Source organism: Rossellomorea sp. ABR4_004, from assembly GCF_056159585.1.
Genome location: NZ_JBSWVM010000002.1, coordinates 93,629 through 109,859, shown reverse-complemented (window position 1 = coordinate 109,859; position 16,231 = coordinate 93,629). Strand labels below are relative to the sequence as shown.

Sequence of the window (16,231 nt, the reverse complement as noted above, 5' to 3'; positions counted from 1 at the left end):
TTCATTTTTGAACATGATATGGTTAAAAGGAGTTTATTTCAATGAAAAACACTTTACACATTTACTTAGAATATGAAATAAAACAAAACTTCAAACCTCAATATAAGCAGATTATGAATAACATCGTCGAGACATTACCACAATACGACGCCTGTAATATCCAATGGGAAAAGTCTGATGCCGGCTCTAATCGTTACATCGAACGGTTTATTGTGCCTACGGAATCCCATTTCCATGTTTTGAAACGTTTACGAACTTCCCGTCGTCATTTATTATTTGGATTATTGGACGAATGTATTTGTGGAGGGTTAAAAGAAATAAACCTTGTTGGCTTAAAAACATAGCCTTAATTATTTATTCCCTATTCAATGTAACATTTAACATCCTGGAGGTACAAAATTGACTGAAGAATCATTGAAACATTTACAAACCATCAACCGTGAGGAATTTCAGAAAGATTTACTATCATGGTTTTCAAGGGAACAGCGCGATCTTCCATGGAGGAAGGATCAAGATCCATATAAAGTGTGGGTATCAGAAATCATGCTTCAACAAACAAGAGTGGATACGGTCATTCCTTATTTTAACCGATTCATCGAGAAATTTCCTACCATAGATGCTCTTGCTACAGCAGACGAAGAAGATGTGCTGAAAGCATGGGAAGGTCTCGGGTATTATTCGAGAGTCAGAAACCTTCAATCTGCTGTAAAAGAAGTGAAAGAAAAGTATGAAGGAATCGTCCCGGATACACCGAAAGAAATATCGTCATTAAAAGGTGTGGGACCATACACTGCAGGGGCGATTTTGAGTATTGCCTACAGCAAACCCGAGCCTGCTGTTGACGGAAATGTCATGCGGGTATTTTCAAGGATCCTCTCCATCTGGCTGGATATTGCCAAACCTGCTTCACGCAAGGTATTTGAACAATCAGTCAGACATTTGATTTCTGAAGAGAATCCATCGTATTTCAATCAAGGATTGATGGAGCTTGGGGCACTGATTTGCACACCGACATCTCCATCCTGCTTACTGTGTCCTGTACGGGAGCATTGTCAGGCATTTGAAGAGGGAGTGCAAACAGAACTTCCAATCAAATCGAAAAAGAAATCTGCACGTAAGCTAAATATGGCGGCAGCCGTTCTGTTTACGGAAGATGATCGAGTAGTTATCCACAAACGCCCAAATAAAGGGCTGCTCGCTAATTTATGGGAATTCCCTAATTTTGAAGTGGGAAGTTCAAGGGGCGGCCGAAAGCAATTGCTTGATCAAATGGAGGAAGAATACAAGGTAGATTGCTCATTGAAAGCAGGGGTTGTCACGAAAATCCAGCATATTTTCTCACACATTGTTTGGGATATTGAAGTATATGTAGGTTCTATCGACAGTACTACTCTTGATGCCAGCGATCTGATTGCCGTAACGACTGAAGAATTAGAGAAATATGCCTTTCCTGTTTCCCATCAGAAAATCTGGAAGGAAACAGGGGAAGGGATACTACAGAAATAGACAAAGAGCAGCCGGGAAGGTTGCTCTTTGTCTATTGTCATTTCAATCGTAACTAACCTTTGTCCCGTGAGTATAATCGGCTTCTCCACGCTTCAATCCACCGCGGTTTTCAATTTCTTCGACAATTTCTCTGTGAATCGATTGTCCTTCTGCGTTCAAATAGGGTACTATTTGTTGTAGTGAATGATGAAAGAAAGCAAGCTCGCTTTTCTCCCATTCATTTTTAGGAATCATTGAAAGCTCTGTCATATCTCTGCCTACATACATAACTCATTCCTCCATTTAACTGACGTGCTCTTATTAGTGTGCATGTTCGTGGTGTGATTATGCTTTACACCGAATGGAAAATGAAATTGAAAGGATGATCAACATGAGTCAAAAAGTAGCATTAGTCACAGGAAGCAGCCGGGGACTTGGACGGGAAATTGCGATCCAACTAGCAGAAAAAGGGTACGATATTGTCGTTAATTACGCACGAAGCAAAAAAGGTGCACTTGAAACGGCTGAACAGGTCGAAAAGTTGGGACGAAAAGCATTTGTCGTAAGGGCAAATGTAGGGGACGTCGATAAAATCAAATCGATGTTTGAACAGATCAAAGAAGAATTCGGCCGTTTGGATGTACTGGTAAGTAACGCAGCATCCGGGGTTCTTCGCCCGGTCATGGAACTTGAGGAATCTCATTGGGATTGGACGATGAATATTAACAGCAAGGCACTACTATTCTGTGCTCAGGAAGCGGCAAAATTAATGGATAAAGGCGGACGCATTGTAAGCATAAGCTCATTGGGATCCATCCGTTATTTAGACAATTATACAACTGTGGGGGTTTCTAAAGCTGCAGTTGAAGCATTAACGCGATATCTTGCAGTTGAGCTTGCACCTCGTGACATAATTGTAAATGCAGTTTCCGGTGGTGCGATCGATACAGATGCACTCAAGCATTTCCCTAATCGTGAAGAGCTTCTGGAGGATGCACGCAGTAAAACACCTGCAGGCCGAATGGTGGAAATTGATGATCTTGTGAAGTCAGTGATGTTCCTCGTTTCCGACGATTCTTCTATGATTAGAGGTCAAACGATCATCGTCGATGGCGGTCGCTCACTACTCGTTTAGTGGAATGTATTTCCTGAAAAATATCGAATAGTGAAATCCACGCTTGGTTATCTTAATAAGCGTGGAGGTGATTACAATGGCAAAACAACCAAACAAAACTCAAGCTGGTACAAGCGTTCAACATGTTAAACAACAAAACGCTCAAGCTGGTGCAACTCAACAACAACAATACGGTACTGAGTTCGCTTCAGAAACAACAGCAGCACAACACGTGAAGCAACAAAACCAACAAGCAGAAGCTAACAAAGCGAAAGCTTCTGGTAAATACGGTCAACAACAACAATAATTGAATTGTTCTTGACGGAAAAAGCACCCATTAACCTGGGTGCTTTTTCGTGTTTGAGGGACGGACCTCCCATGAATCCTATCATGTCAACCCCAATCAATCATCATCCTTGGAAATGTGGAGGTCCGTCCCTCCATCGACAAAACTGGTGAGATTGTGACAGAAGTTGTCAAAGGGTTTGGGGGGTGAAAGGAGAATGTTTAAGAGAGTTTGTTTAGGGGAGTGGTGGATGTGATGCAGCAACGGTTTAATGAGTTGGTAACAGAGCAGTTGGAGACGATGGATAAGCTGTTATATCTTCAGTCTGAGATCGAACGTTGTCAAGAGCTTCAAGAGGAGCTGCTTCAGCTTCAAGAGATGACGAAGGTTGAGTCTATAATGAGAGAGATTGCTTCAAAGAAGATGGAACTTAAAGAGATTCAAAATATGTTTCAAAAACAAACCGATGAAGTGATTCGCTCCTATCAAAAGGAACAAAACAGCGTTACAACATAAAAAGATATGAATGATAAATCCCATTTTTGAACAGGAACCGGGCGATTCTTAAAGGATTTTTTCTTTAAGGATAGCCCTTTTGTTTTAAATTTTCTGAGGAAACGTTATAATGATAGAATAGACAAGTATATATAAGGGTAATTTTGAAATGAAAGAAGGGGATACGATGGCGGTTCCCACTGAAGGAAAATCAGTACAAATACATAGCTTTAAGCATGATGGCAACATTCACCGGATATGGAATGAGACGACGGTTCTGAAAGGAACAAGCAATCAGATAATCGGTGGAAATGATCGAACGATGGTGACGGAATCAGACGGAAGAACGTGGATGACCCGTGAACCGGCAATATGCTATTTTCATTCAGAGCTATGGTTTAACATTATTTGTATGATTCGTGAGGACGGTATTTATTATTATTGTAATTTAAGCTCACCATTTGTATATGACCATGAAGCGATCAAGTATATTGATTACGACTTGGATATTAAAGTGTTTCCTGATATGACATATACATTGCTGGATGAGGATGAGTATGAAGCTCATCGCAAGTTGTACGGTTACCCGGATGTGATCGACCACATCCTGAAGCGAAATGTCGACAAGCTTGTTCGCTGGATCCGACAAAGAAAAGGGCCATTTGCTCCTGACTTTATTGACATTTGGTACGAGCGTTATCTTACTCACAGGGGGTAACACAACTGGAAAACTGTATAGGCATTAAAGGGCTGACCCAGTAAGGAGCAACCCTTTTCATTTCCTGAAAGGACTTGAAGAGGAACATTGCTGCGTTCCATACAGGGTCATCCCTTTTTATTGGGGCAAAATAAATACTCACATCTTAGAAAGGAGTAATCACTTGGATAGTATCAAACGCTACCTTCAATTTGTAAAACCTTATCGGTGGCAAATTATTGGTACATTAATCATAGGTATTATTAAATTTACCATCCCGTTATTAATCCCGATTTTAATCAAATATGTCATTGATGATATTGTGGGGGCTTCGGGCCTGTCTGCGGAAGAAAAAACAAATCAATTACTGATGATCATGGGGATCATGCTTGGCCTTTTCTTACTTGTAAGACCGCCTGTAGAGTATTATCGACAGTACTTTGCTCAGTGGACGGGAAACAAGATCTTGTATGACTTAAGGGATCATTTGTTTTCACATATTCAACGACTCAGCTTTAAGTATTATTCGAATACAAGAGCGGGGGAAGTCATTTCCAGGGTCATCAATGATGTAGAACAAACGAAGAATTTCGTAATCACCGGTCTGATGAACCTATGGCTGGATGCCGCTACCATTGTCATTGCCCTCTCCATCATGTTTACGATGGATGTTTCGTTAACACTTGTTTCTTTAATAGCATTTCCTTTCTATGCTTTTTCTGTCCGTTATTTCTTTGGCAGACTTAGAGGGTTGACGAGAGACCGTTCTCAGGCACTGGCGGAGGTTCAAAGTCATTTACACGAACGGGTCCAAGGAATGGCTGTCATCAAGAGTTTTGCTGTAGAAGATTATGAACAAAAACAGTTTCAAGATCAAAATAGCAACTTCTTAACGAAAGCCTTAAAGCAAACAAGCTGGAATGCGAAAGCGTTCGCGGTTGTGAATACCATTACGGATATTTCTCCGTTAATCATCATCGGATATGCTGGGCTGCAGGTTATTAATGGAGATCTGACCATTGGTACAATGGCTGCCTTTATCGCATATATCGATCGTCTCTATGGTCCGCTTAGACGACTGGTGAATTCTTCTACAACCTTGACTCAATCGATCGCTTCCATGGACCGTGTATTTGAGTTCATGGATGAGAAGTATGATATTGATGATGAGCGAGGGGCGATTCCTTGTGAAAATGTACGCGGAGATATTCATTTTAAAAATGTTTCCTTCCGCTATGAATCTGAAGAGGAAGATGTATTGCGTAATCTCAACCTTGATATTAAAACAGGTGAAACCGTCGCTCTGGTCGGTATGAGCGGGGGAGGGAAATCATCCTTCGTCAGTCTTATTCCCCGTTTTTATGATGTCACAGGTGGTGAAATTCTTTTAGATGGAACAGACATCAGAAGATTTCAGGTGAGGTCTTTGCGGGATAATATCGGAATGGTGCTTCAGGATAATATTCTCTTTAGTGAATCGGTCAAGATGAATATTAAATTCGGTAATCCTGATGCAAAGGATGAAGAAGTAATAGAAGCTGCCAAGGCGGCAAATGCACATGAGTTCATCATGAAATTACCTCAAGGCTATGACACGAAAGTAGGAGAACGAGGTGTGAAACTATCTGGTGGACAGAAGCAGCGTGTCGCGATTGCCAGGGTGTTCCTAAAAAACCCACCGATTCTCATACTTGATGAAGCAACGTCAGCCCTAGATCTGGAAAGCGAACACCTTATCCAGGAATCTCTTGAAATCCTGGCAAAAGATCGAACGACCTTCATAGTGGCTCATCGATTATCAACGATCACCCATGCCGACAGAATCATTCATATGGAGCACGGGGAAGTTGTCGAAATGGGCACACATGAAGAGCTGATGGCAAAACAGGGTCATTACTATAAACTCTTCCAAGTACAGCAACTCGATCAATAAACCAAGAAAGTCATGACTTATCACGATTCATGTGATAAAAGTCATGACTTTTTTTGTTTTTCTAAATAAAATATCAAACTTATTTCAGGTCTTCGGTGAAAGAAGTAGGGCTAAATAACTTTATCTGGAAGGAATGAAAAGAATAATTGGACATATATTGAATTGAATTAGGCATGAAAGAGTAAATGGGTTTTGTGTAGAAAAATTCTGAAAATAGATTGCAACATTTGTAACATCTTGTATAATAAGAAACATATAAAATTTAGAAAATAATCACTATTAAGAAAAGAGAGAAAGTTTCAAGAGGAGGATTTGAATGAGCGAAGCGCGTCCTTTACTAAAAGTGGAAGATTTGAGGACCTCCTTTTTTACTGATGACGGAGAAGTTCCTGCAGTCGATGGAGTTAGCTTTCATGTGAATGAAGGGGAGGTGCTCGGGATCGTTGGGGAGAGTGGATGTGGTAAAAGTGTTACATCCCTATCCATTATGGGCCTGGTACCGAAACCACCGGGGAAAATAGTTGGTGGGAAGATTCTGTATAAAGATGAAGATCTGACACAAGCATCTGAAAAGCGAATGAGAGATATCCGGGGCAATGATATAGCAATGATCTTCCAGGAGCCAATGACATCTTTAAACCCTGTTTTTACTATAGGTGACCAATTAACGGAAGCAATACGAATACATACTAAGGTTGGAAAGAAACAAGCAAGGGATAAAGCGATTGAAATAATGAAGATGGTAGGTTTACCGAGATCTGAAGAGCTTATCAAGGATTATCCTCATCAGCTATCAGGCGGCATGAGACAAAGGGTCATGATTGCCATGGCAATGGTTTGTGATCCACGTGTGTTGATAGCAGACGAGCCGACAACCGCTCTTGATGTGACGATTCAGGCCCAAATTTTAAAATTGATGAAACGATTAAATAAAGAATTGAATACAGCGGTCCTCTTGATTACTCATGATTTAGGAGTAGTTGCTGAAACATGTGAACGGGTGGTCGTTATGTACTCAGGTAAAGTGGTGGAAGAGGGGAAAGTAGAAGAAATCTTTAAAAACCCTCAGCATCCATACACGAAAGGCCTGATTCAATCCGTACCGGATATGAGAATCAAGCAGCAGCGACTGCACTCGATTCAGGGGAATGTTCCGAAACCGGGGTCCATTAAGACAGGATGCCGATTTGCAGCCCGCTGTGAATATGCCTTCGATCGCTGTTTAGTTGAAACACCGGAATTATATGAAACATCACAAGGACATTGCACACGATGCTTCCTGTTCGATGAAGTGGAGGAGGGAGTTTATGACGGAACCGTTGCTAAAGGTTGAGAATCTTAAGAAACACTTTCCAATTACAGGAGGAATTCTTGGACGACCTGTCAGTTCGGTAAAAGCAGTAGACGGGGTATCTTTTACAGTGAATAAAGGAGAGACCCTGGGAATCGTAGGTGAAAGTGGATGTGGCAAATCTACGACTGGCAGGATGCTTATGAGACTCATCGATCCATCCGAAGGAAAAGTGACATTCGAAGATCGAGAGCTTACGAGTCTATCAAACTCAGAAATGAGGAAGATTCGCCGGGAGATGCAGATGGTCTTTCAGGATCCTTTTGCTTCCTTAAACCCGAGGCATACTGTTGAACAGATTCTCGAAGAACCATTGAAGGTCCATGGAATGGGTTCAGCAAAGGAAAGAAAAAAGAGGGTTCATGAACTACTTAATATTGTCGGGTTAAGCAGCTATCATGCGAAACGTTATCCACATCAATTCAGCGGTGGACAAAGACAGCGGATTGGGATCGCGCGGGCTTTGATGACGAAACCCAAGCTCATAATAGCCGATGAGCCTGTTTCAGCTCTTGACGTATCCATTCAATCCCAGGTCCTGAACCTGATGCAGGATTTGCAAAAAGAGTTCGGACTCACCTATATCTTCATTGCACATGATTTAGGTGTAGTTAGACATATTAGTGACCGGGTAGGCGTGATGTATCTCGGAAAAATGGTAGAGCTGAGTAATAGTGAAACACTTTATGAAAAACCGCTTCATCCATACACCCAGGCACTTCTATCAGCGGTACCGGTACCGGATCCGGATTTCAAAAGGGAAACGATTCTCTTGCAGGGTGACATTCCCAGTCCGTCCAACCCGCCAAGTGGCTGTACATTTCACACCAGATGTCCACATGCAACGGAGATCTGCAAACAGAAAGTACCGGAATTCAAGGAACACCAACCAGGGCATTATGTAGCTTGTCATCTTTACTAGAAGACAAGTCTCATAAGTATATAAACATTATTCAGGAGGGGATTTAGTTGAGAAAAAAAAGCTGGTCAATTTTAATGCTGCTCATCCTACTCGTATCATCTGTTCTTTACGGATGTGGAGGAAATGAAAGCTCTTCAGGCGAAGGCAGCGACAGTAAAGATAGCGGCGATCCAAAAGTATTGATCTTTGGTCGCGGGGGGGACTCAGTAGCACTTGATCCTGCTGCGGTTACAGATGGAGAATCATTTAAAGTAACAAAGAATATCTTCGAAACTTTAGTTGAATTTGGTGAACAGGATACAGAACCAAATCCAGGATTGGCTGAAGAGTGGAAGGTATCTGAAGACGGTTTAACGTATACGTTCACACTTCGTGAAGGTGTTAAATTCCAAGATGGTACAGATTTCAATGCTGACGCAGTAGTGAAGAACTTCGAGCGTTGGATGAATGGGAATGAAGAAGCATTCTACTACTATAAATCTATGTTTGGTGGATTTAAAGGTGATGAAGGTCACGTTATCAATGAAGTAAAAGCGGTTGATGAGAAAACAGTTGAGTTCGTTCTTAAGCGCCCTCAGGCTCCGTTCTTAAAGAACATTGCGATGAGTCCGTTTGCGATTGTAAGTCCTAAAGCTCTTGATGAGTTAGGTGATAAGTTAGGCGAAGCACCGACTGATGCAGGAACAGGTCCTTTCAAGTTCAAAGAGTGGAAGCGTAATGACAAAATCGTTTTAGTTAAGAATGAAGACTACTGGAAAAAAGATCTACCGAAATTAGATCAAGTTGTCTTCAAATCAATTCCTGAAAACTCTGCACGCCTTAACGCACTGGTTTCTGGTGAAATCGATCTTGCAGATGGTATCAATCCAAGTGATGCAGCACAAGTTGAAGGGAACGACCAATTACAATTATTCGAACGTCCTTCAATGAACGTTGGATACTTAGGGTTAACTTCGACTCGTAAACCATTTGATAATCCAAAAGTACGTCAGGCAATTAACTATGCCATCAACAAGCAGGAAATCATTGACGCATTCTTCGAAGGAAGAGCAGAAGTAGCGAAAAACCCAATGCCTCCAGTTATTGGCGGCTACAATGATGCACTTGAAGGATATGAATACAATCCTGAAAAAGCAAAAGAACTTCTTGCTGAAGCAGGACTTGAAGATGGATTTGAAATGGAATTATGGGCAATGCCTGTACCACGTCCGTACATGCCGGATGGTCAAAAAGTAGCTGAAGCGATTCAGGCGGATCTAGAAGAAGTAGGGGTTAAAGCTAAAATCGTATCTTACGAATGGGCAACCTACCTAGAGAAGGCCCGTAACGGAGAAGCGGATGCGTTCTTACTTGGATGGACCGGTGACAACGGTGATGCAGATAACTTCCTATATGTATTACTTGATAAAGACAATATCGGAAGTAATAACTACACGTACTACAGTAATGACGAGCTTCATGAATTATTAATCGCTGCTCAATCTGAAACAGATCAAGCAAAACGTGAAGAGATGTACAAACAGGCTCAGGAAATCATCCATGAAGATGCTCCTTGGGTACCTTTGGCTCACTCAACACCATTATTAGCAGGTAGTGCGGCAGTGAAGAACTTCCAACCGCATCCAACCGGATCTGACTTCTTAGGTGCAGTAGACATGGAATAGTCCTAATAAGCTTCAACCTAGGGGAGATGACTTTAAGTCTCCCCTTTGTACATAGAAAAGCGGAGGCGGCTTGTTCAGCCCCGACAAGCATAAGATGAATGGGCCGGGAAGGCGCTCTTTGCCTTCTTGGACCATTTAGCTTATGACCTCGAGGGGCTAGCCGCCGCAGCTGGACAAAAAGAAAAGCGGAGGCGGCTTGTTCAGCGCCGACAAGCATAAGATGAATGGGCCGGGAAGGCGCTCTTTGCCTTCTTGGACCATTTAGCTTATGACCTCGAGGGCTAGCCGCCGCAGCTGGACAAAAAAGAAAAGCGGAGGCGGCTTGTTCAGCGCCGACAAGCAAGGAATATAAAAACGATTTAAGCAAGCTTCCAAGAATACTAGAATCTCCTTTCAGAGAGGTGAACTAAATGTTTCAATACACCATACGAAGATTACTTCAATTAATACCCGTATTATTAGGGATGACCTTTATTGTATTCTTTATCATTCGGGCGATACCTGGAGACCCTGCCCAAGTGATCCTGGGTCAACAGGCTTCAAAAGAAGCCATTGAACAGCTTAGAACACAGTTAGGTCTTGATAATGCCTGGTATGTTCAATATTTTGAGTACTTAAAAGGCCTTTTAACAGGTGATTTAGGCAGCTCTATTCGTACAAAAACAGAAGTTTCAAGTGAAATATGGCCATACTTGGCTGCGACAGCCGAATTGGCGATTGTAGCGATCGTCATCGCCGTGGTCATTGGGGTGAATGCGGGTATCATCAGTGCCTGGTTCCAGAACTCATGGTTTGATTATACGGCCATGATACTGGCTCTAGTCGGGGTGTCTATGCCGATCTTCTGGCTTGGTTTGATGGAGCAGTGGATCTTTGGTATTCAACTTGACTGGCTTCCAACCACAGGTAGGGAAAACATTCGTAATCCAATCGATGCCATTACGAACCTCTATATTATTGACACCATCATACAAGGACGTTTCGATCAATTAGGTGAAGTGATGAGGCATCTGATCCTTCCTGGTATTGCACTTGCGACGATTCCTATGGCGATCATTGCCCGTATGACCCGTTCAAGTATGCTTGAGGTCATGCGTTCGGATTACATTCGAACTGCTCGTGCCAAGGGTCTGAAAATGTTCTGGGTTGTGTACAAGCATTCTCTTAAAAATGCCATCATTCCAGTATTGACGGTGATCGGTCTGCAAATGGGGCTCCTATTGGGTGGAGCGATTTTGACAGAGACGATCTTTGGATGGCCTGGAATTGGTCGCTATATTTATGAAGCGATCGGCTTCCGTGATTATCCTGTTGTACAGTCAGGTATTCTCGTAGTGGCAACGATCTTTGTCACAATTAACTTAATCGTCGATTTACTATATGCTGCTGTCGATCCGCGCATTAAATACAACTAACATCAATAGAAGAAAGAGGTGAACTCTCATGGCAGAATTAGCAGAACCGCAAAAAGAGCTTCATCCTTCCCTGCAGGAGGAAACGGTTTCTCCTTGGAAGGAAGCGTGGAAAAGCTTTCGGAAAAACAAAATCGCTTTAGTCGGATTTTTTATCGTGCTTTTCTTTGTCGTCTTAGCCATTGCTGCACCAGTCATTGCCCCACAAGGCATCAATGAACAAGATTTATCGAAAAGACTGCAGGCTCCATCTTCTGAACATTGGCTCGGGACAGATGACTTTGGACGGGATATATTGTCCAGAATTATTTATGGGGCACGAATTTCATTATGGGTAGGTTTCTTTGCAGTAATCGGTTCAGCAGTAGTAGGAAGTCTACTGGGAATCGTGGCAGGTTATTATGGAAGATGGGTGGATACGATTATCTCGCGAATCTTTGATATCATGCTCGCATTTCCAAGTATCCTGTTAGCGATAGCTGTTGTAGCTGCTCTTGGGCCATCCCTGAGAAATGCTTTAATTGCCATTGCAATTATCAATATCCCTAACTTTGGGCGACTCATCCGGTCACGGGTGTTGAGTGTAAAGCAGGAAGAGTATGTGATGGCTGCGAAAGCCATTGGGATGAAAGATAGCCGTATTCTATTGAGTCATATCCTTCCTAACAGTATGGCGCCGATCATTGTACAAGGAACTCTGGCCATTGCGACTGCAATAATTGAAGCTGCGGCACTTGGCTTCCTTGGTTTAGGTGCACAAGCCCCTCAGCCCGAATGGGGAAAAATGCTGGCTGATGCACGTACGTTCATGCTGCAAGCCCCGTGGACAATGATCTTCCCGGGACTTGCCATCATGCTGACGGTACTGGGATTCAACTTGATGGGGGACGGACTTCGGGATGCCCTTGATCCGAAAATGAAAAACTAAATAGAACAAAAAAACGGAGCAAAGGAAATCACATCCTTTGCTCCGTTTTTATTCTTCTTCTTCCCCGATCATCACTTCATTGTCTTCTTTATGATACGATTGGAAGCTTGTGATGAGTTTTTCCAGGTGCTCTAAATGCTCATCGTATTCAAAGATAGCAGAGAAAATATGCAGCAGATGGAAATTATGAATATTATCATCTTTACTATGCTGTTTTACTTCCTGGATCATGATATTCATCAGTTCTTTGCGATGCATGCACACATCCTGCTGGGCTTCTGACTCAGTATGGGGATGCATCTTACCCAAGAACTTCAAAAGGAGCTGTTCGTGATAAGTAAGGAGACAATCAAGCTGTCCCTTGATGACCCCACGTAATTCATCCGGCAACTGAAAAATTTCATTTTCATACCGGTTTAATCGTTTCAAGATGTCAAAGCTTCGATTCGTTGAGGAAATCATTTGACGGAAAATGACAAGCTTACGACTTTTGACAATCGAATTTTTCTTGAAATAGTCCCGTTCTTCTTTATAGAGAAGGTACAATTGATCGACCTTAATAAGCTTTTCTTTGATGCGCTCCAAGTCTTTTTTCAAGAGGTGGAACTCTGTTGCGTGCCTTGAACTTAATCGGATCCACTTTAAGATTTCTTCTGTAGAATCAGATATTTTATGGTAAAGCTTCGTTTCGTATTTTGGCGGCAGGAAGATCAAGTTAATGATGAACGATGAAAATACTCCGATCATGATGGTTGAGAAACGGATAAATGCAAATTGAATAAAATCCTGATCCGTCACTTCCATAATCGCGATCAACGTTACAAGGGCAAGGCCGATTGTGTTTTGCAGCTTTAATTTAAGAATGATGGCAATGGCTATGACAGCAGCGAGACCCACAATAAGAGGATTGCTGCCGAATAAGAGAACGAAAATAACGGCAATACAGGCACCTATCAGGTTCGCTTGAATTTGTTCAATAATCGATAGATATGAACGATAGATGGTGGGCTGGACGGCAAACACAGCCGCGATTCCAGCAAACACTGGAGACGGTATATTCAATAGCTGAGATACAAGTAAAGCTAATACAATCGCAATTCCCGTTTTAAGGATGCGAGCACCAAGTTTCATGGAATTAGGATCCTTTCTTGTGTAACTTTTTTATAAACAATACTGTACTATACATGTACTTACAAGCAATATCAATAGGGAAATTTAAATATGTTTCTACAAAATATGTACCTTTTTGATGAAGAGAATAAACAAATAGGGAAACGGAATTCTTCTACCAAATGAATAGATATGCCAGGAAGGAAAGGGTTATTCATACCGAGTGAACCAAAAAGACTGCTCCGACAGGGTGAAATACCGGTGGGGCAGTCTTTGACTGGTTTCTTATTCGATTATAATTGTGCAAAAGCACGATCGACAGCTTCGATCGTTTCCTGTATATCTTGTTCGGTATGAGCAGTTGTAAGGAACCATGCCTCATATTTAGAAGGAGCAAGATTGATTCCCTGATTCAGCATCAGCTTAAAGAACCTGGCAAACATTTCTCCATCTGTTGCTTCCGCTTGTTCATAATTCTCCACTTTTTCTGTCGTAAAGTAAAGAGTGAGGGCTCCTTTCAATCTGTTAATGGAGATCGGTGTGTTATGTTTTTCAGCGGCAGCAAGGATCCCTTTTTCAAGCATTTCCCCGAGTTTATCAAGTTTCTCATATACGCCTTCTTCTTTTAATACTTCAAGGCAGGCAATTCCTGAAAGGATGGAAGCGGGATTTCCTGCCATTGTACCTGCTTGATAGGCAGGTCCTAACGGGGCAACCTGTTCCATGATTTCTTTCTTGCCGCCGTAAGCTCCGATTGGAAGACCGCCGCCGATGATTTTTCCCAGCGCCGTTAAGTCAGGCTTTACCTTTAAGATATCCTGTGCCCCGCCGTACATGAATCGGAATGCCGTGATGACTTCATCATAAATGACAAGGGAACCGGCATTATGAGCAATCTCATTCACTTGCTCAAGAAACCCTTCTTTAGGTTCTACAATTCCGAAGTTTCCTACGATGGGTTCCACGAGGACCGCTGCAATTTGATCTCCCCATTTTTCCATTGCTGCTTTAAATGGCTCGATGTCGTTGAATGGAACCGTGATGACTTCCTGGGCGATACTTTTTGGAACACCGGCTGAATCAGGAGTTCCTAATGTAGATGGTCCAGATCCAGCTGCAACCAGGACCAGATCTGAGTGACCGTGATAGCAGCCTGCGAATTTAATGACTTTGTCTTTCCCCGTGTATGCTCTTGCAACACGAATCGTTGTCATAACCGCTTCAGTCCCGGAGTTTACAAATCGAACCTTGTCCATATAAGGCATTGCTTCTTTGATCATTTTGGCAAACTTCACTTCATGTCGGGTGGGGGTTCCGTAAAGGACTCCATTTTCCGCCGCTGTTTTGATCGCTTCTGTAATATGTGGGTGGGCGTGACCGGTAATGATAGGTCCATATGCTGCCAGATAATCGATGTATTTATTTCCGTCAACATCCCAGAAGTATGCGCCTTGTCCTCTTTCCATTGCAACCGGGGAGCCTCCGCCTACTGCTTTATATGAACGTGACGGGCTATTCACTCCTCCTACGATATGTTCCAATGCTTCTGTATGTAAAGTTTCTGATTCAGTATATTTCATGTTTTCCTCCTATATAAGTGTATTTAGCTATCTATTACTCTTCTATTGTAGTACGGTCATTTCCACTTTAGCAAATAGGGAATCATTGGGCACACTAATTTTCAAGCAGACTGTTCTAAGGGAATCAGATCTCTGTGGTACACTATTCTTTGTTTGTAAATGAGGGGCCGATACTTTTTTTGATATTAGGAGGACGCAGTATGAATGCAATCGAAGTACATCACTTGCGTAAGGAATTCAAGGCTTTTTCCAGTCGTTCCGGGTTAAAAGGGGCATTCAGGGATTTGTTTACGCGTAATTATAAAATCGTTCCTGCGGTGAACGATATCTCATTCAATGTGAAACAGGGTGAGATGGTCGGATACATCGGTGAAAATGGAGCCGGAAAATCCACTACCATCAAGATGCTGACCGGGATCTTGACACCGACCGGGGGAGAGTTGAACGTCAATGGAATGAATCCTCATCGTGATCGGGAAAAATTCGTTCAGACGATCGGGGTCGTGTTTGGGCAGCGCTCCCAGCTCTGGTGGGACATTGCGGTTCAGGAATCCTTCCAGCTCTTAAAGAAAGTGTACAAAGTCCCCGATCAACAATATAAAGCACATATGGATCATGTGATTGAAACACTGGATATCGCACCGCTACTGGACAAGCCGGTCCGTAAATTATCACTGGGGCAGCGAATGAGATGTGAATTGGCAGCGGCTCTTGTCCATAATCCACCTTTACTTTTCTTGGATGAACCTACAATTGGATTGGATGTTTTGGTGAAACTGAAGATCCGCCAATTTTTAAAAGAAATAAACGAGAAGTACAATACTACGATTCTTCTAACCACCCATGATTTAACCGACATCGAAGCTCTTTGTGAACGGGTCGTGATGTTGGATGAAGGGAAAATCATTTATGACGGGGCTCTGAGTCAGCTCAAGGAAAATTGGGGAGATCAAAAGGAAGTCGTGTTTCAATTTCTGGACGACACGTGTTTGTCCGCCTTATCCGATCTTACTAAGAATCAAAACATCTCCTGGTCGTTTGATGAGAAAAAGCAAAGCTATTCCGCATTGATTGAAGCGGATGATGAAGTTATCTCACAACTGATCACGAAAATCGTTGCGAGTTTCAAAGTGAAAGACATGAAGATAGAAGAAACGACTACGGAGGAGATCATACGGAATATCTATGAAAAAGGGGCTGTGACGAGATGAGTTTGGCCTTAGAAGCTAACGGTTCAGCTCCAGCGTCTGGGAG

Annotated in this window: 16 protein-coding genes; 13 read left to right on the top strand and 3 right to left on the bottom strand. The window is 42.4% G+C overall.

Going from position 1 to position 16,231, the window contains the following annotated elements; all coding sequences use genetic code 11:
- Positions 1–41 precede the first annotated feature (41 nt).
- On the top strand, positions 42–344 hold the full coding sequence (locus ACXAF2_RS13435; protein WP_148968109.1) for a hypothetical protein: 303 nt from the start codon (positions 42–44) through the stop codon (positions 342–344).
- A 55-nt stretch (positions 345–399) separates the two neighbouring features.
- On the top strand, positions 400–1,506 hold the full coding sequence (gene mutY, locus ACXAF2_RS13430) for an A/G-specific adenine glycosylase (RefSeq protein WP_475139344.1): 1,107 nt from the start codon (positions 400–402) through the stop codon (positions 1,504–1,506).
- Positions 1,507–1,548: 42 nt separating this feature from the next.
- Here the strand turns inward: mutY and ACXAF2_RS13425 are convergent, their stop codons facing one another.
- Positions 1,549–1,773 carry a hypothetical protein gene (locus ACXAF2_RS13425; RefSeq protein WP_148968111.1) on the bottom strand — a complete coding sequence of 75 codons (225 nt, stop codon included), beginning with the start codon at positions 1,771–1,773 and terminating at the stop codon, positions 1,549–1,551.
- 103 nt (positions 1,774–1,876) lie between these two features.
- On the opposite strand from ACXAF2_RS13425, the gene fabL reads away from it, so the two are divergent.
- The 10 genes from fabL (at position 1,877) to nikC (ending at position 12,287) form a co-directional block, all read left to right on the top strand.
- Complete coding sequence (gene fabL / locus ACXAF2_RS13420; RefSeq protein ID WP_034762580.1) at positions 1,877–2,620, top strand: enoyl-[acyl-carrier-protein] reductase FabL; 744 nt, start codon at positions 1,877–1,879, stop codon at positions 2,618–2,620.
- Positions 2,621–2,696: 76 nt separating this feature from the next.
- Complete coding sequence (locus tag ACXAF2_RS13415) at positions 2,697–2,906, top strand: gamma-type small acid-soluble spore protein (protein WP_324747581.1); 210 nt, start codon at positions 2,697–2,699, stop codon at positions 2,904–2,906.
- A gap of 234 nt (positions 2,907–3,140) precedes the next feature.
- Positions 3,141–3,401: a YgaB family protein gene (locus tag ACXAF2_RS13410; RefSeq protein ID WP_475140391.1), complete on the top strand. Its 261-nt coding sequence runs from the start codon at positions 3,141–3,143 to the stop codon at positions 3,399–3,401.
- Between the two features lie 166 nt (positions 3,402–3,567).
- A complete protein-coding gene (gene ntdP / locus ACXAF2_RS13405; RefSeq protein WP_113970149.1) occupies positions 3,568–4,098 on the top strand; it encodes a nucleoside tri-diphosphate phosphatase in 531 nt (176 codons plus the stop codon).
- 163 nt (positions 4,099–4,261) lie between these two features.
- Positions 4,262–6,010: an ABC transporter ATP-binding protein gene (locus ACXAF2_RS13400; RefSeq protein WP_475139342.1), complete on the top strand. Its 1,749-nt coding sequence runs from the start codon at positions 4,262–4,264 to the stop codon at positions 6,008–6,010.
- A gap of 316 nt (positions 6,011–6,326) precedes the next feature.
- Positions 6,327–7,343 carry an ABC transporter ATP-binding protein gene (locus ACXAF2_RS13395; protein ID WP_475139340.1) on the top strand — a complete coding sequence of 339 codons (1,017 nt, stop codon included), beginning with the start codon at positions 6,327–6,329 and terminating at the stop codon, positions 7,341–7,343.
- Positions 7,318–8,283: an ABC transporter ATP-binding protein gene (locus ACXAF2_RS13390; RefSeq protein ID WP_148968115.1), complete on the top strand. Its 966-nt coding sequence runs from the start codon at positions 7,318–7,320 to the stop codon at positions 8,281–8,283. The genes ACXAF2_RS13395 and ACXAF2_RS13390 overlap by 26 nt, the downstream gene beginning before the upstream one ends.
- Before the next feature lie 74 nt (positions 8,284–8,357).
- Complete coding sequence (locus tag ACXAF2_RS13385; protein ID WP_475140388.1) at positions 8,358–9,947, top strand: ABC transporter substrate-binding protein; 1,590 nt, start codon at positions 8,358–8,360, stop codon at positions 9,945–9,947.
- Positions 9,948–10,357: 410 nt separating this feature from the next.
- Positions 10,358–11,362, top strand: a complete 1,005-nt coding sequence (locus tag ACXAF2_RS13380) for an ABC transporter permease (RefSeq protein ID WP_475139338.1) — start codon at positions 10,358–10,360, stop codon at positions 11,360–11,362.
- A gap of 28 nt (positions 11,363–11,390) precedes the next feature.
- A complete protein-coding gene (gene nikC, locus ACXAF2_RS13375; protein WP_044339707.1) occupies positions 11,391–12,287 on the top strand; it encodes a nickel transporter permease in 897 nt (298 codons plus the stop codon).
- Positions 12,288–12,335: 48 nt separating this feature from the next.
- On the opposite strand, the gene ACXAF2_RS13370 is transcribed toward nikC, so the two are convergent.
- Together ACXAF2_RS13370 and ACXAF2_RS13365 are read right to left on the bottom strand one after the other, a co-directional pair.
- A complete protein-coding gene (locus tag ACXAF2_RS13370; protein WP_475139336.1) occupies positions 12,336–13,418 on the bottom strand; it encodes an FUSC family protein in 1,083 nt (360 codons plus the stop codon).
- Positions 13,419–13,690: 272 nt separating this feature from the next.
- Positions 13,691–14,977, bottom strand: coding sequence for a glutamate-1-semialdehyde 2,1-aminomutase (locus ACXAF2_RS13365; protein ID WP_475139335.1), 1,287 nt, complete (start codon positions 14,975–14,977; stop codon positions 13,691–13,693).
- A 200-nt stretch (positions 14,978–15,177) separates the two neighbouring features.
- Between ACXAF2_RS13365 and ACXAF2_RS13360 the strand changes: the two genes are divergently transcribed.
- On the top strand, positions 15,178–16,188 hold the full coding sequence (locus tag ACXAF2_RS13360) for an ABC transporter ATP-binding protein (protein WP_475139333.1): 1,011 nt from the start codon (positions 15,178–15,180) through the stop codon (positions 16,186–16,188).
- Positions 16,189–16,231: the final 43 nt, after the last annotated feature.

Excerpts from the sequence above, each read along its gene's own strand:
- ntdP (WP_113970149.1), top strand. The coding sequence starts at position 3,568 with ATGGCGGTTCCCACTGAAGGAAAATCAGTACAAATACATAGCTTTAAG.
- ACXAF2_RS13410 (WP_475140391.1), top strand. The coding sequence starts at position 3,141 with ATGCAGCAACGGTTTAATGAGTTGGTAACAGAGCAGTTGGAGACGATG.
- ACXAF2_RS13385 (WP_475140388.1), top strand. The coding sequence starts at position 8,358 with ATGCTGCTCATCCTACTCGTATCATCTGTTCTTTACGGATGTGGAGGA.
- ACXAF2_RS13395 (WP_475139340.1), top strand. The coding sequence starts at position 6,327 with ATGAGCGAAGCGCGTCCTTTACTAAAAGTGGAAGATTTGAGGACCTCC.
- ACXAF2_RS13380 (WP_475139338.1), top strand. The coding sequence starts at position 10,358 with ATGTTTCAATACACCATACGAAGATTACTTCAATTAATACCCGTATTA.
- ACXAF2_RS13435 (WP_148968109.1), top strand. The coding sequence starts at position 42 with ATGAAAAACACTTTACACATTTACTTAGAATATGAAATAAAACAAAAC.
- ACXAF2_RS13425 (WP_148968111.1), bottom strand. The coding sequence starts at position 1,773 with ATGTATGTAGGCAGAGATATGACAGAGCTTTCAATGATTCCTAAAAAT.
- ACXAF2_RS13360 (WP_475139333.1), top strand. The coding sequence starts at position 15,178 with ATGAATGCAATCGAAGTACATCACTTGCGTAAGGAATTCAAGGCTTTT.
- ACXAF2_RS13415 (WP_324747581.1), top strand. The coding sequence starts at position 2,697 with ATGGCAAAACAACCAAACAAAACTCAAGCTGGTACAAGCGTTCAACAT.
- nikC (WP_044339707.1), top strand. The coding sequence starts at position 11,391 with ATGGCAGAATTAGCAGAACCGCAAAAAGAGCTTCATCCTTCCCTGCAG.
- ACXAF2_RS13390 (WP_148968115.1), top strand. The coding sequence starts at position 7,318 with ATGACGGAACCGTTGCTAAAGGTTGAGAATCTTAAGAAACACTTTCCA.
- ACXAF2_RS13370 (WP_475139336.1), bottom strand. The coding sequence starts at position 13,418 with ATGAAACTTGGTGCTCGCATCCTTAAAACGGGAATTGCGATTGTATTA.
- fabL (WP_034762580.1), top strand. The coding sequence starts at position 1,877 with ATGAGTCAAAAAGTAGCATTAGTCACAGGAAGCAGCCGGGGACTTGGA.
- ACXAF2_RS13365 (WP_475139335.1), bottom strand. The coding sequence starts at position 14,977 with ATGAAATATACTGAATCAGAAACTTTACATACAGAAGCATTGGAACAT.